Raw genomic sequence first — 25627 nt, 5'->3', positions numbered from 1 at the left:
CCAGTATGGCGGGCCTTCATAAAGAATTCAATCGTTATTAGTGCGAGCGTCCAGGGATTACACCAGTCTCTTCATACGCTTCGACGATTTTGTCGATCTCTTTTTTCAATTCATCTACCATGATCTCTTCCGGCACTTTACGAATCATCTTCCCATGGCGGAATAAAAGACCTTCTCCGCGGGCACCGGCAATACCGATATCCGCTTCTTTCGCTTCACCTGGACCATTTACCGCACAGCCAAGCACGGATACCTTAATCGGCACCTTCAGCTTCGAGATGTATTCTTCCACTTCGTTAGCGATGGAAAAGAGATCAATATCCAGACGTCCACATGTTGGACAAGAAATTAGTGTCGCAGCATTGGAAATCAAACCAAACGTTTTGAGCAGATCACGCGCCACTTTAATCTCTTCTACCGGATCGGCACTCAGCGAGATCCGCATTGTTGAACCAATGCCCATGGAGAGCAAAGCGCCCATGCCCGCGGAACTTTTAATCGTGCCCGAGAACAATGTACCTGCTTCCGTAATCCCGAGATGAAGCGGATATGGAATGATCTGCGCTGCTTTGGTATACGCTTCGATCGCCATAGGTACATCAGAGGCCTTAAGTGACACGATGATATCGTGGAAATCAAGTTCTTCCAGAATACCAATGTGGTACAATGCACTTTCAACCATAGCATCTGCAGTAGGATAACCATACTTTTCGAGTAAATGATTCTCCAGTGAACCCGCGTTTACTCCAATCCGAATCGGAATACCTTTGTCCTTACAAGCTTTAACAACCTCTTCTACTTTGGCTCGTTTACCGATATTGCCCGGATTGATCCGAACTTTATCAATACCATTCTCAATGGCAAGCAAAGCCAGCTTGTAGTTAAAATGAATATCTGCAACCAGCGGGATATGAATCCGCTTCTTGATTTCCTTAATGGCGGCCGCAGCTTCTTCATTATTCACCGTTACACGCACCACTTGGCATCCGGCTTCTTCCAGTCGCAAAATCTCCGCAACCGTCGCCTCCACGTCTGCTGTTTTGGTTGTACACATACTCTGAATAATAACTTCGTTACTACCGCCAATGGTCAAGTTCCCTACTTTTACGGGACGGGTATCCTGTCTTAAATACATGAGTGATTTCTCTCCCCACAACGTCAAAGCTCCACCCTGACAAAAGACCTTATAAAAGCCTTCTGCCCAAGTGGAGAACTGACAAGTCTATATTTCAGAGCTCAGCTGAAGAAAATGTGCTTTAGGCACTCTCTTCCTGCTTATCGTCCTTTGATTGGCCAAGTTCAGGCACAACTTTTTTCTCAACGACTTCTTCTGTAATGACACAGCTCGTCACGTCTTCACGTGAAGGCACTTCGTACATGATTTCCAGCATGATGCCTTCAATGATTGCACGCAAGCCACGTGCACCCGTGTTACGCTTGATTGCTTCTTTGGCAATCGCCAGCAATGCACCCGGTTCAAACACCAGATTAACATTGTCCAGTTCAAGCAGTTTCTGGTACTGCTTCGTCAGTGCGTTTTTCGGTTCAGACAGAATCCGCACTAATGTATCTTCATCAAGCGGCTCCAAAGTCGAGATCACAGGCAGACGGCCTACGAATTCCGGAATCAAACCGAATTTCAGCAGGTCTTCTGGCAGTACCATACCCAGGTACTCACCTGGTTTCAAATCTTTTTGCTCCGTAGCGGCATTAAAGCCAATGACTTTTTTACCGATCCGGCGTTTAATCATCTGTTCGAGACCATCAAAGGCACCACCGCAAATGAACAGGATGTTGGTTGTATCAATCTGAATGAACTCTTGATGTGGATGCTTACGACCACCTTGCGGCGGTACAGAAGCAACTGTACCTTCGAGGATCTTCAGCAAGGCTTGCTGAACCCCTTCGCCGGATACGTCACGCGTAATGGACGGATTCTCCGATTTACGTGCCACTTTATCAATTTCATCAATATAGATAATGCCGCGTTCTGCTTTTTCAACATCATAGTCTGCAGCCTGGATCAGCTTGAGCAGAATGTTCTCTACATCCTCACCCACGTATCCGGCTTCTGTTAATGAAGTTGCATCCGCAATCGCAAAAGGAACATTCAGGATTTTGGCCATCGTTTGGGCAAGCAGCGTTTTACCGGAACCGGTAGGTCCTAACAGCAAAATGTTACTTTTGGACAGCTCTACATCTTCAATCTTGCTTTGTGTATTGATGCGTTTGTAGTGGTTGTACACCGCAACAGACAAAGATTTTTTCGCTTGTTCCTGACCAATAACATACTGATCGAGAATATCGCGAATTTCTTTTGGCTTTGGAATATCTTTCAGATCCAGCTCTTCATCATGACCGAGCTCTTCCTCCACGATTTCGGTGCAAAGTTCAATACATTCATCACAGATGTATACGCCTGGTCCAGCGACCAGCTTGCGAACCTGCTCCTGAGATTTACCGCAAAAAGAGCATTTCAGCTGCCCTTTCTCATCGTTAAATTTAAACATGAAACCACCCCTTTAGGAATTGATCGGTCTGCTGAGCACCTGGTCAATAATGCCGTACGTTTTTGCTTCTTCTGCACTCATGAAAAAGTCACGGTCTGTATCCCGCTCAATTTTATCAAGGGGCTGACCTGTACGATCAACATATATTTGATTCAGTTTCTGACGAGTTTTAATGATCCATTCTGCGTGGATTTTAATGTCCGCAGCCTGTCCCTGTACGCCGCCAAGCGGCTGATGAATCATGACTTCACTGTTCGTAAGCGCATATCTTTTGCCAGGAGCGCCTGCGGTCAGCAATAGAGAGCCCATGCTCGCTGCCATGCCTACGCAAATGGTCGATACATCTGGCTTGATAAACTGCATCGTATCGTATATACCCATCCCTGCAGTAACAGAACCACCAGGTGAATTAATATACAAGCTGATATCCTTCTCAGGATCGTCGGCTGCCAAAAACAAAAGCTGAGCTATGACAAGATTGGCTACATCGTCATCAATCGCACTGGTCAGAAAAATAATGCGATCTTTCAGCAAACGTGAATATATATCGTAAGAACGCTCGCCTCGATTGGTTTGTTCAACAACCATTGGCACCAGACTCATGAGACCAACCTCTTTTCTACATGTAATTAGACATAGGCTGACTGTAAAGCAAACCCAAAATCATTTTAACATGTTCCTGTGACAATGTCATTTTTCAGGAATCATGTCATCCTAGGGATGTTTACGATTTAGCCTGATCATATTTAACCATGTTTTCTATGTATGTGCAAATTACAACCATCCTATGCCGTATTGGCTTTTTTTATTTACAGCCGCGCGCAAAGGTATGGAATAAACCGAAAACGGGCACCCAGCAGAAAAATAAACAACCATCCATATCATTACTCATTTTTCTATAAAATGGATGTCATAATTTAAAAATAAGGCACGCAGTAACTCACGTGCCTTATCATGTATGCAGCTGTTAAGTTAAACAGCTTGTCTTATTTTTCGTCAGCTTCTGCAGCAGCTTCTTCAGCTGGAGCTTCAACCGGCTCAACAACTTTACTGTTCTCAACGAGAACATCGATTGTTTTGCGCAATTTCACTTCATCACGAAGGCTGTCCAGGGAACCGTTACCTTCGAGAATGCCGCGGATCTCTTCAGCAGGACGCTTGTAAGATTCAGCCATCTTCTCGAGTTCTTGGTTCACTTCTTCGTCAGACACTTCGATGTTTTCCGCTTTGCCTACCGCTTCAAGCACCAGGTTGTTGCGGACACGTTTGGAAGCATCATCCTGCATTTGTGCTCTCAGGTCAGCTTGCGTCTGGCCGGAGAAGCTCAGGAACATTTCAAGGTTCATGCCTTGGTTGCGAAGACGGTTGTCGAAATCGCGCATCATGTTTTGTACTTCGCTGTCAACCATTGAAGCAGGGATATCTACTTCAGCGTTTTCAGCTACTTTTTCTACAACTGCATTTTCCTGTGCAGCTTTGAACTCATCTGCTTTACGGGATTCCAGTTGTGTTTTGAGGTCAGCTTTGTACTCTTCCAGAGTATCAAACTCGCTAACATCTTTAGCAAACTCATCATCCAGTTCTGGAAGCTGTTTGCGTTTAATTTCATGTACTTTCACTTTGAATACCGCTTGTTTGCCAGCCAGTTCAGCTGCATGGTAGCTCTCAGGGAAAGTTACTTCTACGTCTTTGAAGTCACCAGTGGACAATCCCACAACCTGCTCTTCAAAGCCAGGAATGAATGTGTTGGAACCCAGTTCCAGGGAGTAACGCTCTGCTTTGCCACCTTCGAAAGGTACGCCATCAACAGAACCGTCAAAGTCGATTACAGCAACATCGCCGTTCGCTGCGGAACCTTCGTCAACAACAACCAGTTCAGCATGACGCTGCTGCAGACGCTCCAGCTCTTCTGCTACTTCTGCTTCAGTTACTTCACTTTTAGCTACAGCAACTTCGATTCCTTTGTAGTCACCCAGGGTAACTTCTGGTTTCACGGTTACTTTCGCTTTGAATTTGAAAGATTGTCCTTTACCGAATTGCTCGATGTCTACATCAGGACGATCAACCGGGAAGATATCCGTTTGATCAATCGCTTCTGTGTAAGCTTCAGGAAGCAAAATGTCGATTGCTTCTTGATAAAGGCTCTCTACTCCGAAACGAGCTTCGAAGATTGGACGTGGTACTTTACCTTTACGGAATCCAGGTACGTTTGCTTGTTTCACTACTTTATTAAAAGCTTTGTCGAGTGCTTCCGTTACGCGCTCTGCACCGACTTCAACCTCAAGAACCCCAAGGTTCTTCTCTATCTTTTCCCAAGTTGCTTTCATTGTATACTTTCCCCTCCAAAATTCACATGTTCACGTAGGCGATCACGTACAAAATAACCATTTTAGTATAAACAAGTTTACATTCTTTTTCAAGAGGAATCCCTTGATACGGTTTAAGGTAAACGTTTCCGCCCTTTAATGACCGTCCAAACCAGCCGAAACAAACTGTTTCATCGAACGATAAGCCTGCTCCAGACGAAACCTCATTGCACCAGTCACAGCGTACATTGAGCGCGTATTTTCTTCATCATGTGAACCACCAAGACTGTCTGCCACCGTCATATGCAGCGCAGCAGCCCATATGTCTGCAGCAGCGTCATTTTGTTCCAGCATAGACTCGTAATCCCTTGTTCCATAGACCGCCATTACATATTGTATCCACAGTTCCTGGGCAAAATAAAAGAGCGTAGGTTCATGAACCTCCGTCTGGTCTGCTACCCGTTCCAGAATCTGAACAATCTGAAGTGGAAATTCTTCCGGCTTAAGCGGGACGCCAGTGATATCAACCTCTACATCTTCGTCGCCTCTCGTGAAGCGAATGATATCCTGCACTCCTCGGCGCCGCAACGTCTGCAGCACTCTGAATTGTAAAAGCGGATGAAGCGTCTTCGTTTGAAGCCATTGAATCAGCTGCTCATCAACCTTCGAAACGTCCAGAAATGCCAGCTGTTCAAGTGCCAGCATCGTCTGCTCGGACAGCGGCCCTTCCATAACTGTACGGAGCAGCTTATCAGCGTAACCGTCGTCCTGCGCAAGCTTCAACTTGGCGTGCTGCCGGGCCATCTCTTCCTCGCTGACATCCTCTTCCTCTTCTTGACGAATCACCGGCAGGTCCATCTCTTCATGCTGAGGAAATGCTGCCTGCAGCCATTCAAGCAGCGCCCTCCACTCATCGTAGTGACGTTCATCCTGCCCCTGACACTGCAGCAAAAAACGAAGCAGGTCCATGGCTTCACCATAACGTTCGTTTTCAAGCATAACCGTCAGCTGTATCTGATAATAGTCCAGCGTTTTTGGAAACAGCACAATTTTGTTGTTATGCGCGGTTTCCGGGGTCGTGGATTCCTTGATAGGAGCACCTCCTCTGTTCCTGCATCTCTAGTTGGAATTGACCATGAATAGATATATATCAACAAATATCGATCTATTTTGTAAGTTCTTCTGATATTCTAACATAACCTTTATTAGAAAGAAAAAAACGTTACAGCCGCCAAATATCATATACGAAAATGGAACAAAAAATAAACATTTGATATTTATTTTTATTTATGATAAAATCATTTTTGCTTGAAAAATTTCATGTCTCAGTAGCTCAGCAGGATAGAGCAACGGCCTTCTAAGCCGTCGGTCGGGGGTTCGAATCCCTCCTGGGACGTTCAGAAGAAAAGCTTCCTTCGGGAAGCTTTTTTTGCGTTCTGGGGATGAGAACCCCGGGTGGTTCGCCTGGGCATCTACTCGTTAACATATGCCTCTCAGCCTCGACGGTCAACTCTAATCTGTCCAAAATATGAGTCCTGGCAGAAGATTCCGATCATTAAACACCCGTTATACTCTGGTCTCCTCTAACTGCAGAAACACCACCTTGTCGCCGCCCTGTCAGCTCTCGCTGCTCTCCATCACTGTATTGAGCATACCTGACAGATCACTGGAACTGTTCAGCCGCTCTGCAATGCTCTCAGTACTACCATCTCTCACATTCCGACTTCATCTGCCCTCCTGCCTCTCTCCTTCATCCTATTGGCTCATAAATAAAAATCAATGAAATGTCACATTCTGGAACACCTAAAACGTAATACCTTATAAATACAGTAGTTCAAAGGAGAGATTCTACATGAAAAAGAACAAGAAGTACAAAAAAAGTCTAATTGCTTTGACAGCAGCTCTGCTGCTCATTCCGGCCACAGCCTTTGCCGATGATACCATTAGCAATCAAGTCTTTAAGTTAACTAACAACAAGGGGGAGGTTATCTATGAGCAGAAGCCTTACGAGGGCTCTCATAAGTCGGACCACTCCCGCGAAGATCTGCTTCGCTCCTCAAAAAGCCATAGCTTAGCTAATGAGCTGCTGAAGAAAGGGGAAGCCGCCCTGTTTTACATTGCTGAAGATAATCCAGAGCGCAAGACCAATATTGAGCGAACATCGATGAGCTTCAAGAAAGCAGCCAAGCTGCGTGAGCAGCTAAAAGGACAATCGGTTAAAATTTTGGATACCATCCAGCAAAAATATAAATTTGACAGCGCCAGCGTGACCTATCATCCGGTCCTGTCGGATCCCGAGCGAGCCAAGATGACCGATCAACTTGAGCAGCAGGCAGCTCAGTCTGGCAAAGGATATGCCATGCAAAAGCTTAAACTGATCGGCAAGCACTGGAACCTTTTCAGCACATATAAAAATGGAAGCAGCGAGCTGCTGGTTCAGGCTATAAAATCTGATGAGAAAATCACGCTCCATACTCCATCCGTACAAACCGGGGTCACGTATGAGCTGATCAAGTCGGGAAGAACAGAAATGGTCTATTCGTCTTACAGCGAATCCGAAAATCAGGATTTCAAGTCCTCAGGCCAAGGTATTACATTTGTGTGCAGCATCCCTAACAGCGAATTTCATATTTGGTACCATATTGAAGACATCGGCAGCAAGTTGAGCAAGCAGGAGCTGATCAAGCTGGCCGAATCGTATTTGAAATAGGACGCGGAGTGCAAGGCAGCCTTTAAGCCGCCGCGGCGCTTGGGATATAGCTTTCAGATCGCTGCGTCCAGATAGCAGCGGTTAATCCGTAACCAATATGATGCATTCATGTTCCTAAGCAGATTCAGGCACACAGTGTATCTCCCCTGTATTAGATACGTTGGGTTGAAATGAACCGGGAGGGATGCATCGTGTGCCTTCTTAAGCAAAAAAAAACGGTAAACTGTCACAATACAAGGTGTCTCCTTCATAAAACACTTTAAAAAGGGGTGGGGACTTGGAAGACATAGATCTTCGCCAGATCATAAGCGATATCCTGAGTGGAGATACTACAAAGTTCGAGAGAGTCATGCATAAGTATCAGAGACCGATCTTTCTCTACTGTTATCATATGCTAAACAACTATGCCGAGGCCGAGGACTGCGGACAGGAGGTCTTCCTCAAGGCCTTCAGGCATTTGAAAAGGTATGACCCGGAGAAATCGTTCGAGGCCTGGCTGTATACCATTGCATACAATCAGTGTATTGACGCGCTGCGCAAGCGCCGGCTTGTCAAGTACCTGCCTTTTCTATATCATGCCACCAGGGATTATAGCCCGATAGACCAGCGAATTGAGGACATTTATTTTGATGAGCAGGTGCTTCAAGCCATGAAGAGACTGTCGACGGAGGAGCGCAGCCTGCTCATTTTGCGATGTGTGGAGGACAAGACCTATGAGGAGATCAGTACGATTCTCCAGCGAAACAGCGCTTATCTGCGTAAGAAGTATGAACGAACGGTAGGCAAATTCCGCAAGCACTATTATCCAGTGAAAGGAGCTGGCCGCAATGAAGCCAAACAGCAATCAGGATCTTCGAGAACTATTCCATAAGGCTGAGCCGCCCCATGCAGACTTGTCCGGGCCTGTAATGAAACAGCTGCAAGGTGAACTGCCCAAGCGGCAAGGCCTCGATCGACCCTACCTGAAATACAGGGTTAGTGTGATTATAGCAGCCTGCATGCTGCTCAGTATTTCTACAGGCTTCGCCGCGGTGCATCTCTACTCACTGACCAACAGCAAGGGTGGGACCGTTTATGAGGAAAAGATCTTCGAGCCATCCATTCTGGAGAAGAAGAACCCTCAAGAAGAATTGCGTAATCGTGAGGCTGCTAAACTCAGCTACAAGCTGCTGAAGCCCGGCGAGTCTGCGGCTCTATACATTGCCGCGAACAATCCTCACCAAACGTTGAACCTAGTCACTGGTCCAGGACTAGGCTTCAAAGATGCACGTGCTTTGACAGAGGAGTTAAAGAATCAGGAGATAAAGCTCACGAACAGCATCCGTACAAGCAGGCAGGTGTATTCCTTTGATCGCGCTAGTCTGAGCTATCACACCCCAAAGCCGCTGACAGCCGAAGCTGAAACCTCACTGACAGAGGAACTCAAGCGGCAAGCATTGGAATCCGATGTTGGGTATGCCATGGCACTCCTTGAGACCGTCAAGGACAACTGGAACATGTATATCAGCTACAAGAGTGCAGACGGTCAGATCGTCATACAGCCAAGGAAGAGCAAGGAGAAGTTAACAATCTACTTTAATGAGAACCACGTAGATCCCAAGGAAGAAATGAAAATATCAGGTGTGGATGCACTGTACAAGGAAGCAAATAATCGCAGCAGCAACAGATCCATTCAATTCATTTATGATATCCCAAATAGCGAGTATCATATTAATTACTATATAGAGGCCACTAAAAAGATCACTAAGGCAGAGCTGATTGAGATTGCCAAGAGCTTTTTGGAATAAGCTGCTGCCGAGTCCGAAGCCTGATAACAAGCTGAAAACAGGCCCGCACTACTGGATCATACCAGCTGTGCGGGTCTGTCTTATATTCATGGAAATTCAATTGATGTATCATAGAAAACACTTATTAATACATATAAAGTACAGGATACCCCCTTGCTGGATGCAGCTGCTTGAATCCTAAGTTAGACGGATCTATTATCCAACAAGGTTCGATTTCACAAAATAAAAAGTGGAGCATCCGATAAAGACTGTCCGAATTCGACCATTCAAGTTAAACTACATATTAGCATAGAACAATGAGGAAACTAAGCCCTGAAACTTGAAACCCTTGCGTTGACTTCTCTATTCGAAAGATCATTTTTGTCCACCACGCACATCACTGGTCGCGTTTATGTAATCTTACTGTTAAGACGTCTCAATAAATTACCAAAAAATAAAAATGACTAATCATCATCTAACCCTCTAGAAACAGGAGAATAACTATGTCATCATCAACACAACAGCATTCCGTCCATACCGAGGCCGAACAACCGTTACAACAGGCTTCGGGAAAAATCGGACTGCTGCTCGCAGGAATTATTGTTATTGCCGCTACCATGAGGTCCCCCATCACGGCTGCAGGGCCTGTGGTTGAATTAATCCGCTCCGATACCGGGATTGGACACACGATGGCGGGGCTGTTGACCTCACTGCCTTTGATCGCCTTTGCAGCGATCTCTCCTTTTGCCCCGCGTCTTGCTAAACGTTTTGGACTGGAGACCGCTCTCCTGCTGGCTGTAATCATCGTTACTGGCGGAATTACCCTGCGCCTGCTGCCCTCTATTCTGGCTTTATATGCAGGAACGGCTATTCTGGGATGCGGCATTGCTCTAAGTAACGTACTGCTGCCGAGTTTAATCAAACGTGACTTCCCGCTGCGTGTCGGCATTGTCACCGGACTGTACTCGGTTTCCATGAATATGTTTGCCTCGATCTCGTCAGGCATTAGTGTACCCGTGGCAGAAGCCTCATCACTAGGCTGGCGAGCTTCATTAGGGATGTGGGCCGTTTTTTCCATACTGGGTGTCCTGTTATGGCTCCCTCAAGCAGGAAGAGGGCGCAAACAAATGCTTTATGTGACTTCCCAAAATGAAAGTAAGCCTGCACGTCTGCGTACATCTTCACTTGCTTGGTTCGTGACCCTGTTCATGGGCTTACAGTCGTTAATATTCTATACTACCATCACTTGGCTCCCGGAAATTCTCGCAGACCAAGGTTTCAGTGCAGCCTCGGCTGGATGGATGCTGTCTCTGATGCAGCTGGTTAGCGTCCCCGCCACCTTCATTGTGCCAATTCTGGCCGGAAGAACGCAGGATCAACGCCTGCTGACTACAATAACATGTATGTGTCTCATTATCGGATATGCTTTATTGTTCAGCGGCATACCTGTGCTTGTAACGATTGGAGTCACTTTGGCCGGGATTGGTGCCGGGGCTTCCTTTGGTCTGGTCACCATGTTTTTCGTTCTTCGAACGAGTCATGCGCGAGAGGCCGCAAGTCTATCGGGAATGGCTCAATCCTTCGGTTATATGCTCGCGGCAGGTGGACCTCTACTCTTCGGTTTACTGCACGACTGGACTAAGGGCTGGACGCTGCCCCTGCTCATCCAGGTTCTGCTTGCAGTAGGACTGCTCATGACAGGGATTCAGGCAAGCAAAAACAGAACAGTCTCTTCGCTTTAAAATAATCCCTTCAGGGATCGGATATCCATCCTTCCCTGGAAGCAAACAACGGAAACGGTCTCCCCTGTATTTTCACAGGAAGGAGGCCGTTTCTCATATCCAGCTTTCGTCCCGATCATCGGCTTATGCCGGACAGGGGCGAGGTACTACTTTTTCCAAACCATGTGCTTGGAATCAAGCTTTTTTCACACTGCTAGTACCACGACCTAAATACTCATTTAAATCAAAACTATTCTTTTTATTCTGTAAGTGCACTGCCCAAGAAATTAGAATGTTACAATGGCTGTGTAAAGCTCGCATCGGTCTAGATTTTACATAAACAGATTTATAGTATTTAGAGCTGAAGTAGATTGGAGGAAGATTCATGGACATCGTAATTGAGAAGTTAGAAGAGAAAGATTTCGAAAACTTATACACATTTGAGGTTGAAAACAGACCTTTTTTCGAGAAATTTGTACCCTCCCGGGGAGATGATTATTACAAGCCCGAAGTTTTTAAGGTGAAAAATAAACATCTTCTTGATGAACAAGATCAAGGACTCTCCCTTTTTTATCTCATAAAGGATGAACACCATTCTATTATTGGAAGGATAAATGTAGTGGATATTCATTATTCCAATAAAAATAGAACAGGATCTCTTGGCTATAGACTGGCACAAGCCTGCACCGGAAAGGGCATTGCTGCAAGAGCATTACATTTATTACTCCAGACAATCGTCGATTCAGATATAAAAGAAATCCATGCAAAAACAACCAATAACAATACAGCATCTCAAAAAGTTTTAGAGAAGAATGGGTTCGAGCATATAGAAACTAGTGACCATGAATTTGAAATGAATGGACAACTATTAAAGTTCATGAACTATAAATGGATTAAAAAATAATCGACATAGGGCGTGTCTAAAAATAAATCACACTAAATTAAATAACCATCGTATGTAAGGATAGATTCTATTTTTTTCAATGACTTGATAAAAATCACTTCTTCATTCAGGAAACCGGAAATCCATTCTTCCCCGGAGCAAACAATAGAAACGGCCTCCCCTGTAATTTCACAGGAAGGAGGCCGTTTCTCATATCCAACTTCGTCCCGATCATCGGCTTATGCCGGACAAGGATGAAGCGCTGCTTTTCCCGAACCATACGCTAGGAATAAAGCTTATTCCGTACTGTTCATAACTTGGCTTTACCCGTTTACGTTAGTATTCCGTTTATTTCACCTTCACCTTAATCGTATTGGTCGTTGTCACGCCAGCATCGTTAACCAGCTCCGCCCGGTACGTATATGTGCCGGAAGCTTTGCCTTTCACTGCAGTTACAGCGAACTGCGGCAGCGGTGTTGATGCTTTAAGTGACTGTGTATCAATCAACTCATCATTCTCATAGAGACGATACTCGGCTGCATTGGTTCCCCACCACAAGTTCATCATGACCTTGTAGCTGCCGTCCACATCCCAATTATCATGAGAGAGCACACCCTTACCAGGCAGTGCATCGGTAACCCGTACAGTCAGCGTCTGACTGCGCGTTACTCCCTTATCATTAGCCAGCTCGGCAACATAAGTGTAAGTACCATTGGTTTTGCCTGTAATTTTTGTTTGAGCAAACTGTGCCCAAGGCGCATTATAGGTCAGCTTTTGCGAATCAACCAATACACCATCCTCGTACAACTTGTAGCTGGTCGCATTCTCGCCCCACCACATGTTCATGGACACCGTATAGCTGCCGCCCAACAGTCCGTTAACAAAACCGTTATTGTGAGACAACATAGGAGTACCAGGCGCTCTCACAGCCGGTGATTCAGGCTCAGTTTCTGTGGACTCCACCGTAATGGCTGTGCTGCTCGTACCTGCAAGACCCTGCTCATCTTTCACCGTCGTCTCCACCGTGTACTTGCCGCCTTCCAGATTCTCTAATGAATATTGGAAGCTGCCATCGGCCTGGACATCCAACGTACCTTCTTTTAACGTCGAGCCATCTTCTTTTTTCACTGCATAGGATGCTTCCAGCGCAGCTGCCGGATCAAACTGGATGCTCCAACCTTTGGCCAGCGCAGGGGCAGCACGGAAATACAGATCATCCACCGTACCGTTAATTTCAACGGCATCTTCCGCTTTAAACTCCAGTGATTGTGGAGCAGTCACTGCCGGAGCTGTCTTTTTCACCAGAAAAGGTGAAGTATCTTCCTTATACGTTTTGCCATCCGTACCGATGGTTGTAATGTCCACGGTATACAAGCCGTCCGGAATTTCGGTGACTTCTTCCGTCGCGTAGTCGGAATACTGACCATCCCAAGCCAGATTGTATCTTGTATTTGCGTTAAAGGTATAATAATTGCCAAAGATTGAGCCGATGTAACCATCGTTATAATGTCCGCCCTGAGGATCAAAGCCGTCATAAATTTCAATTAATGCAAACGTCATAGGATTATGAAATTCCATTGCAACGTTCAAGGTGTCCAGCGAACCGTCCGCTTTCAACGGATAGTGGAAAGGATTTTTCTCGTTCCCTTTCACCGTTTCAATGTATTTTACTCCATTAGATGTCACATTAAAGTGCGCCACATACGGCACGGTAAATATATTTGTCCCATTCGTAATTTCAATGTAACCTTGTGCCTCGGTTTGCGCTGTTACACCACGAGGAACGGTTACCGTTACTGCCAGTTCTTCTTCTCCATTCAAGGCAAATGAAGCTTTATCAACTGCAACAGATACGCCAGGCACTGTACGCGTTGGATTCACGCTTACCGTGTACTCACCACCGCTTCCGTTCAAGGCCTGCACCTTGATCGTTTTGGTTACTGTTTTTTCATCTGTACTCATGAAATTGCCGTAGTTGATGCTTCCCGTAATGTTTTCTTTCTCAACTACCGAACCACTCTCGGTATACTGGGTCACGTCCATGACTTTAACAAAAGCTGCTGGATCAATTGATTTGACCGCCTGAATGCGGCCTGCACCCTGATCAAACACATCATATTTGGCCGTATCCATGATTTTGGCATTATTCATCAGAGCCGCTTTGACATCAAAAGGTGTCCATTCCGGGTGCTTTTCAAGCAGCAGAGCAGCAAGTCCCGCGACGTGCGGCGCAGCCATACTTGTGCCACTTTTCCGGTCATATGCCTGTGCATAATCAGCTTCTGGTTCATCTTTGCCATAAGCAGGAACCGTCGACAGAATGTTGGAACCCGGTGCAACAACATCCGGTTTAATATCCAGCGTCACCTTCGCAGGTCCGCGAGAACTGGAGGAACTCATCTCATCCCCAGGTGTCTGACTGCGTTCAAAATCACTAAAGTTCACTTCCACAGACTGACCTGCATCCAGTTCAGCCTTGATTGCTTCGCCGTCTTCCTTCGACATGCTCAGTGTCGGAATAAAGTCAAAGCTGTCTCCGAGACTAACGCCAATCGGACCCGGGACATTGTTATATACGATAACCGCCACAGCGCCGGCTGCTTTGGCATTTGCAATTTTCTCGACAAAAGCGAGTTCCCCGCGTTGAATTAACGCGATTTTGCCTGTAAGATCTTTACCTTCGAAATCAGCAGGTTTACCCAAACCTGCGAACTCAACGCCATATCGGTCTGTCAGGACAGATTCAGGATCGGCTGCAAGACTCCAGCCCATGACATCCAGACGATATACCGACTCGGTAACAGCCAGAGGCGACTGCTCCGTTTCTGCTGTTTCCTCAGGTGCAGCGGCTTCCTCTTCCGGATCGGATGGTGAAGCCGCATCGGTTCCTTCTGTCGCTGGAGCAGGAATTTCACCTGTTGTCCCATTATCCGTTATTGCGTCTGAAGCTTTCTCTTGGTCCACATCAGGCTGATCAGCCTGATGCGGCTCATTGGACGATGCTGCATCAGCAGTAATTCCGCTATTCTGTGCAGGCGCTGCCTCTTCCGATTCAGGTGCACTGCCTTCCGCCTCCACACCGCCTTCAGGCGAAGCTTCCGGTGTAGAACCAGGTTCCTGCGTTTCAGGAGCATTTCCCAGTTCAGGAGTCTGCTCTTGATCTGGAGCAGGTTGTTGTTCAGGCGCTGATTCCTGACTCTCTTCACCAATCCAGAAATGGGTGTTTGCCGTAATCGCCTGGCTGGGACCTGTGGAGTTACCTACAGTAATCGCCATGGCAGATGCGCCCGGTGAACCAAGAGTATAACGGTTAGGCCCACTGTTACCACTGGATACAACCGCAGTAACACCAGACAGCATCGCATTGTTCAATGCAACCGAAGTGACATAGCTTGGATCATTGTTTGCGGCACCAAGTGACAAGTTGATAACATCCATGCCATCCGCTACGGAACGGTCAATTCCGCCGAGTACCCATGACGTCTGTCCACTGCCGTATGGACCTAGAACACGGTAAGCATAAATATCTGCTTCGGGAGCGATACCAACGATACCATAGTCTCCTGCTTCACGAGCAGCCACCGTACCAGAAACGTGTGTACCGTGAGATGTATAATAAGGGCGCCCATCCTCGTCAAATTCAGGCTGGCCTGAGGCTTTCCATTCCTGATAAGTTGCTTCATACGGATCATTATCATTTCCTACAAAGTCCCATCCGCCTTTGTAAGCATCGCGCAGATTGGGATGAGTATAGTCAATTCCGGTATCAATGACGCCTACCTTAACGCCTTTGCCTTTATAGCCGAGATCCCATACTTCAGGAGCTCCGATAAAAGGCGCTGTATCTTTCATATGCGGATTAACTTCATCTTGGTCTGGTGCCAGCGTCACTTCAAGGTCAGGGTAGACACTGACTACGCCTGGTATTTGAAGCAATTGTCCCAATTGGTTCCCCTTTACTTCAAGGGCTACACCGTTAAGGGCATATGCATAATTGTCCAGCACTTCGTGTTTGATTTTTTTCTGAGTGAGGCTATGTACAAATGACTGTTGTTGCTCCTCAACTTGAGTTACAGCATTTGTTTCCATAGAGGAGGTGAATGATCTTCCTGAGAGGGTTGATTCGCCTTGTGCTACAGCAACAGGTTTAGTGGATAGTTCAACGATGACTCGTGTGTTCTCTCCGCCAAGTCCCTCCAGACTTTTATCCAGAAACGGATCTGCAGCAATTCGAGCTTCCCGTCCGGCAAGCACGTCTCTCCATTGTTTTGCTGTAGTGCTGTTTAGTGTGTTCTCCAGTTGAATTGCAGAATCCGCAGAAGCGGCTCCAGCCGCAGGCGGGATAAGGGAAAAAACCATAAGGACACTCATTAACATAGATATCAATCGTTTATTCAAGGCTATGCCCTCCTTCTTCGTGTAAACGCCTCACCAAATGGGATCCAATGCAGGAAGCACTGCAATACGTTCGACCAATTCACCACCAATCCGCAAAATGTTTGACCCCTGGTAAATTATTCTACCAAAATATCACTTTTTCCTTCTAAATACTTACATTATGATATAAAAATCACTTATATGGTTCTTAAGAAGGATATATAGTCCCGTTTGTATAATTTTGTCGTTTGAATATTAAAATTTAAAATACGGGAAGCAAAATAAAAAAACCATGCTCCTCTGTACTGAAGAAAGGCATGGTTTATAGGTGAACTGCATGAGTTTTCATGTGATTGAACGATTGATTCCATACTCCTTTTTCAGACGTAAAGCAGAGCTGTGACACTGCATTTTAAAAGCAGAAACTCATTTAACAATGAATTTTAGTTGTTTTCCTGTTAGACCTCCGGCTTAAATGCTTCAATGCGAAGGCGCTTGTAATCTGCATAGATTCCATCATTTCTCCAAAGCTTCGGAACCACGATCCGGCTGATCTCCTGACACCATTCCTCCACCTGCTCGGAGCCATATCCCTCGAAGTAGTCATCTCCAAAATGAGTCAGCCAGCCTATAACTCCTTGTTCACCATCTGCTAGTTTGGTAGGACGGTCATAAAGATAGGCCTGCCGAACTACAAAACCTCTTTCTTCCAAGATGCTGCTGTATTGTCCGATCGTCGGAAAATACCATGGATTGCGTTCCGAGGCGTTGATCCCCGTGTGCCGCTTTAGTACTTCCTCGATAGCATTTACAATGACCTCCACATTACCTCGGCCTCCGAATTCAGCCACAAACCGCCCTCCCGGTTTCAATGCATGCCATACACAATCTACAACGTTACGGGAATTACGCATCCAGTGCAGTGCTGCATTGGAAAAAACAGCGTCGAACAGCTTCTCTGTTGTGAATTGCTGACCGTCAGCTTCCCAAAATTCAATACTCGGGAACTTTTTTCTGGCATGTTCGATCATGTCTGATGAGGCGTCCATGCCCGTTACCGCCGCCCCTGAAAGAGCAATTTCATACGTTAAATCTCCAGTTCCACAGCCGAGATCAAGAATGGATTCCCCTTCTCTGGGGCGAAGCCAAGAGATCAGATTTTTCCCATACTCTGATACAAAAGCCAGCTGCTTGTCGTAGTCCTCGGCCTGCCACTGATTTATAGATTTCATCTGCTCCACCGTCGCTTCCTATATTGATATCCTCATTGTGGCACAGATTTCCTTATTGATAAAATATATATAATCTATTTCATTTATAGGTAAAAGCAATTAAGAGAGGAGAGTCTTTATCCCCTGAACGCAAAAAAAGCTTCCCGAAGGAAGCCTTTTTCTGAACGTCCCAGGAGGGATTCGAACCCCCGACCGACGGCTTAGAAGGCCGTTGCTCTATCCTGCTGAGCTACTGAGACAAATATGTATAATAAAATGCGGAACGTTCTCTATTATACTCCCTTTTCTATTTTTTTCAATAGTTTTATTAAAAATTAATAATGAACCTAAAAACCAGCCGACTCCGTATAATATGTATATTCAAACAGGAAGCAGCATAGGTTATCTGCTTTGAGGTAATATTGATAATACCCGTATGAGCCTAAAATGCTTATTCAACAAACCCCTAGCGGGGTAATCTGTTGCATACATATCATTTGCAGTTTTATTAAAGGAGAGAATCGTATGAGACAACTTCTATCGTCACTATCTTATTTCAGCATTTTCTTTGCCCCGTTCCTGTTTCCCATCGTTGTATGGATCGTGGCACAGGATGAGTACATTGCAGGACACGCAAAACGCGCCTTGTTCTCCCATGTCTTTCCGTTTTTGGCGGCGATCCCCCTGTTTTATTTCTTCGTGACATCTCACAGCCTGGGATCTGCAGTAGGGTTCGTTATTTTGTTCTTTGTTATCTATGGTTTGAGCTTTGTATATAATGTTGTAAAAGGAATTCAAGTCCTGCGTGAATATTATTAAGCCGCGTTAAGCAAACATATCAAACACAGCAGAATGATTAACAGACCCGCCGTATTTATACGGCGGGTCGTTCTAATTTCTTTTTCGCCGACCTGCTTCACAGCCGCTATATGCAAATCAATTATGCAGAAAGGACTTTATCCTTGACCAATCAAATACCGCTGCAGCGTTGTTCCAAGCAAACCGAAGGCAAACAGGTTGCTTTGAAACCGAGCCTTGTCTTCCTCGGCCGTAATACCCTCACTATTTTCAAACGCCGTTTCCGTCGCATCTTCAAAAGCAGTATGCATATTGTTGTTATACCAGTCAATCGCTCCATCCGAGTGATTCCGCACAATACGCACCACCTGCAGTTCGCTGCCCGGCTGCGCTGCTGCTACATATACAAGTAATGACGGATCGCCTGCATTTCCCGGCTGCACCTCAACTTCGGCACAAGATAATCCATCCACTTCGGTTAATCTGCGTATTTTGGCATCCTGAATTGCATACATCGTTATCGCTCTCCTTTATTCTCATCATGTGCTTTGTTCGATCTGGTGCCTGGTTTCCGGCGTCCCCAATCGATAAATCTCCCGGTAAACCTGCTGCAGAACCGCTTCATAAGCGCGATTCACATCATGTTCTGGCGTATCCGGCCAGGGAAATACCATTCCCGGAAAGGCTTCTTCTTCCTTTTCCTGCATAAGATAAAGCAATCCCAATAAATGTTCGGCTTCCTGCGGTGTTGCCTGAATCACCCATTCATACGATGTTACAGACGAATCCGGTATGACAGAGCGCCCCATGACAGACACATAATAATTGATCCTGTCCATTCCATGTTCTCCCCTTCACAGGCAGCTTAAGACTGTTATCCCTAGATGTAGTTTCCGAAAAGGACAGACATTTTATGCCTGCATTCGGCATATATTTGTTACGACCTCTGACGAAAAAGACAACATTTGCCAGCTTCTTTTGATTTTTGGCAGCATACGGATGAACGACTCGACCAAGAAAGGATGAACAAACCATGTGCGGTATAACCGGCTTCGTACAGTGGAATCGGGATTTGACACAGGAATCGGAGCTGCTCGTCCGGATGACGGATAGCTTATCGAACCGTGGGCCCGACGCTTCAGGTACATGGATTTCCAACCCTTGTGCTTTTGGGCATCGCCGCCTCAGTGTAATGGACCCGGAGAACGGGGCACAGCCAATGCATGCATTACAAGGAGACTACTCCTATACTGTTGTGTATAACGGAGAACTATACAATGCACCCGAGTTAAAAAAAGAACTGCTTCAGCGGGGGCATCATTTCCGCACCCAGTGTGATACAGAAGTCCTCCTGGCTTCGTATATCGAATGGGGGCCAGCATGTGTTGAGAAATTTAATGGTATATTCGCTTTTGCTATATGGGATGGAGGACGGGAACAGGTCTTTATAGCCCGTGACCGCCTTGGGGTCAAACCTTTGTTCTACAGTAATGCTAAGGATGCCCTTGTTTTTGGTTCTGAGCCCAAAGCGCTGCTTCTTCACCCCGATGTAGAAGCTGCCGTAGGTCCTGAAGGACTGGCGGAGGTTTTTATTGTAGGGCCTGCGCGAACACCGGGGCATGGGGTCTATTCCTCACTTCATGAATTGAAGCCTGCTCATGCGATGATTTACAGCCGCAGCGGAATGAAAACCTATGCCTATTGGAAGCTGGAATCTGTCAAACACGAACATAACCTGGAAGAAACAGCAGCTGAAGTCCGCCGTCTGTTACAGGATACACTGGAACGCCAATTAGCTTCCGATGTTCCTGTATGCTCCCTTTTATCCGGGGGCCTTGACTCCAGTGCCTTATCTGCTTTGGCTGTTGATTATTACAACCGGACGGGGCAGGGGCAAGTCAGTACGTATTCGGTAGATTATGTAGACAACGCCAAACATTTTCAGGCCCATTCTTTTCAGCCCGGTGCAGACGGTCCATGGATTCAGCGAATGGTGGATGAGCTCCAAACCGATCACCACTGGATCGAGATTGAAAATGGAGAGCTTGTACACGCATTAACTCAGGCTATGCTTGTAAGAGATCTGCCGGGAATGGCCGATGTCGACTCGTCTTTATATCTGTTCTGCAAAGAGATCAAAAAGGGAGCGACTGTCGCCATATCTGGCGAAGCTGCAGATGAGGTATTTGGCGGCTATCCCTGGTTTCACCGCGATGAAATGCTGAATTCAGGCACTTTCCCTTGGTCAGTGGCGCCTGATATGCGGGCAGGGCTGCTATCTCCGGATATCCGCGAGTGGATTAGACCGCTTGACTATCTGGCCGACAGATACTCCGATGCGGTAGCCGAGGTTCCGTTACTGGATGGTGAAACAGGGAAAACAGCTCAGATGCGTGTTATGTCTTACTTAAACATTACACGTTTTATGCCTACGCTGCTGGATCGCAAAGACCGAATGAGCATGGGTGCCGGCCTGGAAGTCCGTGTTCCTTACTGTGATCATAGGCTGATCCAATATGTCTTTAACATTCCCTGGGAAATGAAAATTACCGGAGGACGTGAGAAAGGCATTTTACGAAAAGCACTTGAAGGCGTTCTGCCTGACGATGTGTTATATCGTAAAAAAAGCCCTTATCCCAAAACACATAACCCTCAATACCTGGCAGCCGTTAAGCAGCAGGTACTTGAAATTCTGGATGATCCAACATCACCAATTCTACCGTTAATCGACAAAGTGCAGATTCGGAATCTTGCATCTTCACCCGATGCCTCATCGAATCTGCCCTGGTTCGGACAATTAATGTCAGGACCGCAGCTGTTCGCTTATTTAACTCAAATCAACAGCTGGCTCAAGACGTATCATGTTGCTATTCGATAATGGACGCCATCTTTTGTTAAATTTATCTTTTGGAACGAGAACTGCCCCTATACCATCCAGTTGGTATAAGGGCAGTTTTGCTTATGTTTTATTACGGTTGTTCTTTCTCTTTAATTCTTTGTTTATTCTCACTTTTCTCACATAAACTTACAACACAAACATGTTATTTCTCTTCAAATCTTTGCGCTAGGAAACTTTAAAACGGGCTGCGGACTGCTGCAGCACCTCGGCCATGGATGACAAATCATGGGCGGCCGATGCAATTTCCTGCATTGCAGAGAGCTGTTCTTCTGTCGTCGCACTTACTTCCTCTGTTCCAGCAGCCGCATTCTCCGTGACCTCCATGATCGACTTCATAGACGCATTAATCTGCTCTACACCGGCATTCATCTGTTCAATCGAAGCAGAAACCTCTTGTGTCTGCCCCGCTACACTACTAACCGCATTCCGAATCTCATCAAATGTATCTCCTGCCTGGTTCACCAGTTGAATCCCTGCCTGCACTTCGGAAGATACAGCGCTCATGGAGTTGGCGGCATTACTCATGCCCGCTTCAATGGAGGTAACCAGTTTCACGATCTCTCCTGCAGACTGTGCAGACTGCTCAGACAGTTTCCGTACTTCCGTCGCGACAACCTGGAACCCCCTTCCATGTTCCCCAGCTCTAGCGGCTTCAATGGCTGCATTCAGGGATAACAGATTCGTTTGAGCAGCTATTTCAGAGATGGTATCCACCATCTTCACGATATCTGACGAGTGTTTGCCAAGCTCTTCAATGACTCCGGCAAGACTGGCAACGGTGTTTTGAATTGAATTCATCTGTCCAACTGCGGAGCGGATCGATTCACTACCGGATATTGTCTGGGCAGAAGCTTCTGAAGCCTGCTCGGAAACAACGGTTGTATTTTCAACCACCCGCCTGAAACCGGCTGCCAGTTCATTCATAGTCTGGAATCCTTCGCTAACCATACGAACCTGCGCATCCATTCCCTCTGCAATCTCGCCCATCGTAGTTGCTACTTGCTCATTCGCAATAACCGTCTGTTCTGTACTCGCCGTCAATTCTTCCGAAGAGGCTGCAACGCGTTCGGCACCATCCCCCACCTGATGAATCAACGTCCGCAGATTGACAGACATAACGTTAAATGCCTCTGCCATCTCTCCAATCTCATCTCGGCTGCGTACCTTGATAGGCTCTCCCGTCAAGTCCCCTTCAGCAATTCGTCCAGCTGCCTGAGCCACAGATTGAACCGGTTTAGAGATGAGACGGCCAATAATGATGGCGATTGCTAAACCAACGAGAATAGATACGGTGCCAATAATGCTGATCCAACGAAGTACTTTGGCTGTTTGAAGATTCGCCGCAGCCGATCCTTCATCCATTGCCTTTTGCTGATGTTTTTCCATGGATTCTACAATCCCTTCAAATTCGGCAATAAGCTGAGGGGCTGTACTTTCCATTAAGCGAGAAATTTCTCCTACATTTCCTTGTGTTGTGAGTGACATTACATTTTTTGAAAAATCATAGTACTGCTTCATCATCTCATCAGAGCTGACCAGATATTGTTTCATAGCGGAACTGGTAACCGTCGATTTCAAATCTTCACTCAAATTTATGTAATCTTCGTAAGCCTTGGTAAAAGCATCTTCATTCTCCTTGTTTGCCTGCATAATGTAGTTCCTCAAGGCAATTTGTTGTGATTTAAGATCAATCGTCATATTTTTGATTTTCAGCAGTTTGCTTGTTCGATCATTGATTAAATTCGTGTATGTCTTCTCCAGATTTACAAATTGGAAGTATGAAATAACCGTAACCGTTACCAACAATAATAGAACGGATGAGAAACCAATAAGCAGTTTTTGACTAATGGATATCTTTTTCACGTCGAATTCCTCCTAAATTTCAATAGAAGTAAAACAATTTTATTATTTAATTGCGTAATAACCTCCTCCTCCTATTAAGTCAAAAGACCCATACAATGATATATGTTAATATAATATTCATATTCACTATCTCAAAAACAGGTCTTTATTCCTAATTGATACTAACCCAAAACAAACCAAAGTTGAATCATCAATATTTAAAATTTTCAATAAAAAAGTCAAGACCCATTTACAGGAGATCACTTACTATCCTTTCATTACAAAAAAAACATCTTTCAGTAAAGCCTGTATCCAAACCGTTCTCCGATTTGACACAAGCTGCTGCTGAAAGATGTTTTTATTGATGAATAAATGCTGGATTCCGCTCCAATAATCCTGTACCGAATGTTTCTCTGAACGGGGAATCCTGCATATGAATATAACCGATGTAACAGCCGCACTTTTTCATACCGCATGGCCGTTCTGCAGACAAAGCCTGCAGGCCATCACGATAGAGATGACCAATGATTCGACGGTCCTTGTAACACCTTTTTACGTGTCCCGAGCCTTGAACATAAAACACATCTGAACCTGCGGCACAGCGCTTGCCCAAACTGTCATAGTCCTGTAAATTCCCCTCGAACAGCGGATCAATTCCTTTGAGAAACTCAATCTCATCCGGAGTGTAGTATTGGGACCGATCCTTGAACGCATTGATCCACATATACACATCATCAGGCAGTGCCTGCCTCATGGATTCTATCGCCGGAAACGCACTCCGCAGTCCAACAGTACCCACACTAAAAGACAGCCCCATCTCTGTCAAAGTCCTGCATTGATTGACAAAAGACGCCTCTTTCGTCTCACGAGGGTGATATGTGGCCCAGAAGGCCGCTTTGCGCACATGCAGCTCACGTGCCCAATCGAGCTTGACAGATAGATTGGTTTGAATCGCTACCTTATCCACGTGCCCCATATGTGACAATTCAACCATTGCTTCCCGATACCAGCGCCGAACCAAGGCTTCTCCATAGGGATTGAAGAATATAGAGAAACGGTGCCCCTGACTCTCCTGTTCTCTAACCCAGGTTACAAACTGGCGGAGCTGCTGTTCATCCACGTTTAACGTTTCTTTGGAATCTACCGTTTTGCTAAAAGGACAGTAAGGACAGTCATAGTTACAAGACGACAACTTCCCTCGATAATACAAGGTCGCTCTCATGAGAAAACAAACCTTTCCATCTGCTCACGGATATCAGCAGAAATGAGCCAGTCTCCGATCGCATCCGAATATCCAAGACCGTCCTCCGTCAAACGCAGCACCTGCTCATCTCCCTCCATATCGAAGCAGGCCATATCCTCTTCCAGTAATTCGCTCAGCCAAGGATAATCAGACAGTACATCTGTTCCAAACCTTTCCTGATAAAGGGACAACATCAATCCCTCACGATGCAGCAGCGCTTTTAAGATAAATCTGCGTCTCTGTTCTTCACGGCTTAACACAATACCGTAATCTGCCTCATCATAACGTTCAGCGTTAACATAATCGGCAATAATGCTCTGTGTCGCCTTATAGGTCACACCATATTTGGAAGCATAATGAACCCTGTTCGTATAGGAGCGTGCACCACATCCGAGACCAACCATCCCTTCTTCCTGACAGCTGTAAGGAAGAAGCGTTTTGACAGAAGACTGCTCTTTCGCAAACCGGCGCATCGAGTACTGCGTATACCCTTTGCTTTTTAACAGCTCACGCGCCGCTTTGTAAAGCTCCATTCGAATGTCTGGTCCCTGACGCTGAATATCTTCTGGCTTTACAATCGTATTCTCTCGTGTGTACAGCGGGTAGATAAACACTTCACCCGGATCGTATGCCAGCACGCGCTCAAGTGAATACGTCCAAGTCTCAATCGTCTGGCCAGGCAGGCCATAGATCAAGTCCAGATTCAGCAGCGGAAAATCATGACGGACCAGCTTCTCCAGCGCACGTTCTACCTCCTGTGGTTTCTGCGGACGATAGATTGCAGCTGCTTCCGCTTCGATAAAACTTTGTATTCCCATGCTCACCCGGTCTACGCGGCGTTCCTTCAAAATGCTCAATTTGCCATCCGTTACCGTATCAGGAGAAGTTTCTACCGAAATTGAAGCCTGTGACGGGTCCAGTCCCATAGTGCCTTCAGCAATGTCGAATAAGCGGCTGAGCTGCTTCTCCTGCAGCAATGTTGGTGTTCCCCCGCCAATGGCAAACCTGGAATAGGGTCTGCGTGAGGTCACTGGTGCCCACTGCCTCGCCTGCCGCTCAAGTGCATCCACGTACTGTTCGTGACTATCCTGCCTTTTATCCGGCAGTGTGAACAAGTTACAAAACCCGCAGCGAGCGGCGCAGAAAGGAATATGCATATATAAAAAATAGGTCTCCGTGTCTTCCTTTTCCCACAAAGATTGCAGTGGAACCGGCGGATTCAGCTCACGATATGCGGTCTTATGCGGATAAGAATACAGATAAGAACGATAAGGGAAGGTCAACACTTCACGAAGAGCTGCTGCTGGCTCGGAGCCAGACTGTTCGGCGCCTGCTGCAGTTCGCTCTGAATACTCACTCAT

19 protein-coding genes and 2 tRNA genes are annotated in these 25627 nt (G+C 46.1%); 8 read left to right on the top strand and 13 right to left on the bottom strand.

The window, feature by feature from the left end; translation table 11 throughout:
* Positions 1-37: 37 nt before the first annotated feature.
* The 5 genes from ispG to ABXS70_RS02940 form a co-directional block, all read right to left on the bottom strand.
* Positions 38-1135 carry a flavodoxin-dependent (E)-4-hydroxy-3-methylbut-2-enyl-diphosphate synthase gene (ispG, locus tag ABXS70_RS02960; protein ID WP_342552537.1) on the bottom strand — a complete coding sequence of 366 codons (1098 nt, stop codon included), beginning with the start codon at positions 1133-1135 and terminating at the stop codon, positions 38-40.
* Positions 1136-1256: 121 nt separating this feature from the next.
* Positions 1257-2510, bottom strand: coding sequence for an ATP-dependent protease ATP-binding subunit ClpX (gene clpX, locus ABXS70_RS02955; RefSeq protein WP_342552538.1), 1254 nt, complete (start codon positions 2508-2510; stop codon positions 1257-1259).
* 12 nt (positions 2511-2522) lie between these two features.
* Positions 2523-3113, bottom strand: a complete 591-nt coding sequence (gene clpP, locus ABXS70_RS02950) for an ATP-dependent Clp endopeptidase proteolytic subunit ClpP (protein ID WP_090919143.1) — start codon at positions 3111-3113, stop codon at positions 2523-2525.
* Positions 3114-3496: 383 nt separating this feature from the next.
* On the bottom strand, positions 3497-4837 hold the full coding sequence (tig, locus tag ABXS70_RS02945) for a trigger factor (RefSeq protein WP_342552539.1): 1341 nt from the start codon (positions 4835-4837) through the stop codon (positions 3497-3499).
* 135 nt (positions 4838-4972) lie between these two features.
* On the bottom strand, positions 4973-5815 hold the full coding sequence (locus ABXS70_RS02940; RefSeq protein ID WP_366296521.1) for a hypothetical protein: 843 nt from the start codon (positions 5813-5815) through the stop codon (positions 4973-4975).
* 323 nt (positions 5816-6138) lie between these two features.
* On the opposite strand from ABXS70_RS02940, the gene ABXS70_RS02935 reads away from it, so the two are divergent.
* From ABXS70_RS02935 to ABXS70_RS02910, 6 genes are all read left to right on the top strand, one after another.
* Positions 6139-6212, top strand: a tRNA-Arg gene (locus tag ABXS70_RS02935).
* A gap of 456 nt (positions 6213-6668) precedes the next feature.
* A complete protein-coding gene (locus ABXS70_RS02930) occupies positions 6669-7526 on the top strand; it encodes a hypothetical protein (protein ID WP_366293748.1) in 858 nt (285 codons plus the stop codon).
* A gap of 277 nt (positions 7527-7803) precedes the next feature.
* On the top strand, positions 7804-8397 hold the full coding sequence (locus ABXS70_RS02925; protein WP_342552541.1) for an RNA polymerase sigma factor: 594 nt from the start codon (positions 7804-7806) through the stop codon (positions 8395-8397).
* A complete protein-coding gene (locus ABXS70_RS02920) occupies positions 8354-9313 on the top strand; it encodes a hypothetical protein (RefSeq protein ID WP_342552542.1) in 960 nt (319 codons plus the stop codon). Before ABXS70_RS02925 ends, ABXS70_RS02920 begins: the two co-directional genes overlap by 44 nt.
* A 482-nt stretch (positions 9314-9795) precedes the next feature.
* Complete coding sequence (locus ABXS70_RS02915; RefSeq protein WP_366293744.1) at positions 9796-11034, top strand: MFS transporter; 1239 nt, start codon at positions 9796-9798, stop codon at positions 11032-11034.
* 364 nt (positions 11035-11398) lie between these two features.
* On the top strand, positions 11399-11917 hold the full coding sequence (locus ABXS70_RS02910; protein WP_366293741.1) for a GNAT family protein: 519 nt from the start codon (positions 11399-11401) through the stop codon (positions 11915-11917).
* A gap of 327 nt (positions 11918-12244) precedes the next feature.
* Here the strand turns inward: ABXS70_RS02910 and ABXS70_RS02905 are convergent, their stop codons facing one another.
* From ABXS70_RS02905 to ABXS70_RS02895, 3 genes are all read right to left on the bottom strand, one after another.
* Positions 12245-16294 (bottom strand): S8 family serine peptidase, encoded by a 4050-nt coding sequence (locus tag ABXS70_RS02905; protein WP_366293739.1) that lies wholly within the window; start codon positions 16292-16294, stop codon positions 12245-12247.
* A 437-nt stretch (positions 16295-16731) separates the two neighbouring features.
* On the bottom strand, positions 16732-17505 hold the full coding sequence (locus ABXS70_RS02900) for a class I SAM-dependent methyltransferase (RefSeq protein WP_342552546.1): 774 nt from the start codon (positions 17503-17505) through the stop codon (positions 16732-16734).
* 165 nt (positions 17506-17670) lie between these two features.
* A tRNA-Arg gene (locus tag ABXS70_RS02895) sits at positions 17671-17744 on the bottom strand.
* A 265-nt stretch (positions 17745-18009) separates the two neighbouring features.
* On the opposite strand from ABXS70_RS02895, the gene ABXS70_RS02890 reads away from it, so the two are divergent.
* Entirely contained in the window at positions 18010-18303 is a 294-nt protein-coding gene (locus ABXS70_RS02890) for a DUF4870 domain-containing protein (protein ID WP_366293735.1), read from the top strand.
* 137 nt (positions 18304-18440) lie between these two features.
* Here the strand turns inward: ABXS70_RS02890 and ABXS70_RS02885 are convergent, their stop codons facing one another.
* Together ABXS70_RS02885 and ABXS70_RS02880 are read right to left on the bottom strand one after the other, a co-directional pair.
* Positions 18441-18797 carry a hypothetical protein gene (locus ABXS70_RS02885; RefSeq protein ID WP_366293732.1) on the bottom strand — a complete coding sequence of 119 codons (357 nt, stop codon included), beginning with the start codon at positions 18795-18797 and terminating at the stop codon, positions 18441-18443.
* Between the two features lie 24 nt (positions 18798-18821).
* Positions 18822-19121, bottom strand: coding sequence for a hypothetical protein (locus ABXS70_RS02880; protein ID WP_342552549.1), 300 nt, complete (start codon positions 19119-19121; stop codon positions 18822-18824).
* Between the two features lie 194 nt (positions 19122-19315).
* On the opposite strand from ABXS70_RS02880, the gene asnB reads away from it, so the two are divergent.
* Positions 19316-21160: an asparagine synthase (glutamine-hydrolyzing) gene (gene asnB / locus ABXS70_RS02875; protein ID WP_342552550.1), complete on the top strand. Its 1845-nt coding sequence runs from the start codon at positions 19316-19318 to the stop codon at positions 21158-21160.
* 186 nt (positions 21161-21346) lie between these two features.
* Here asnB and ABXS70_RS02870 read toward each other — a convergent pair whose 3' ends face one another.
* The 3 genes from ABXS70_RS02870 to ABXS70_RS02860 all read right to left on the bottom strand — a co-directional run bounded on the left by ABXS70_RS02870 (position 21347) and on the right by ABXS70_RS02860 (position 25627).
* The gene (locus ABXS70_RS02870) at positions 21347-23044 is read right to left on the bottom strand and encodes a methyl-accepting chemotaxis protein (protein ID WP_366293729.1); all 1698 of its coding nucleotides are present in this window, start codon (positions 23042-23044) and stop codon (positions 21347-21349) included.
* 337 nt (positions 23045-23381) lie between these two features.
* The gene (locus tag ABXS70_RS02865) at positions 23382-24245 is read right to left on the bottom strand and encodes an STM4011 family radical SAM protein (RefSeq protein ID WP_342552552.1); all 864 of its coding nucleotides are present in this window, start codon (positions 24243-24245) and stop codon (positions 23382-23384) included.
* Positions 24242-25627, bottom strand: coding sequence for an STM4012 family radical SAM protein (locus tag ABXS70_RS02860; RefSeq protein WP_366293726.1), 1386 nt, complete (start codon positions 25625-25627; stop codon positions 24242-24244). The genes ABXS70_RS02865 and ABXS70_RS02860 overlap by 4 nt, the downstream gene beginning before the upstream one ends.

The organism is Paenibacillus sp. AN1007, assembly GCF_040702995.1.
In the GTDB taxonomy this organism is placed as follows: domain Bacteria; phylum Bacillota; class Bacilli; order Paenibacillales; family Paenibacillaceae; genus Paenibacillus.
Note: the sequence above shows the minus strand (reverse complement) of the source record. Positions and strands in the feature narration are given on the sequence as shown.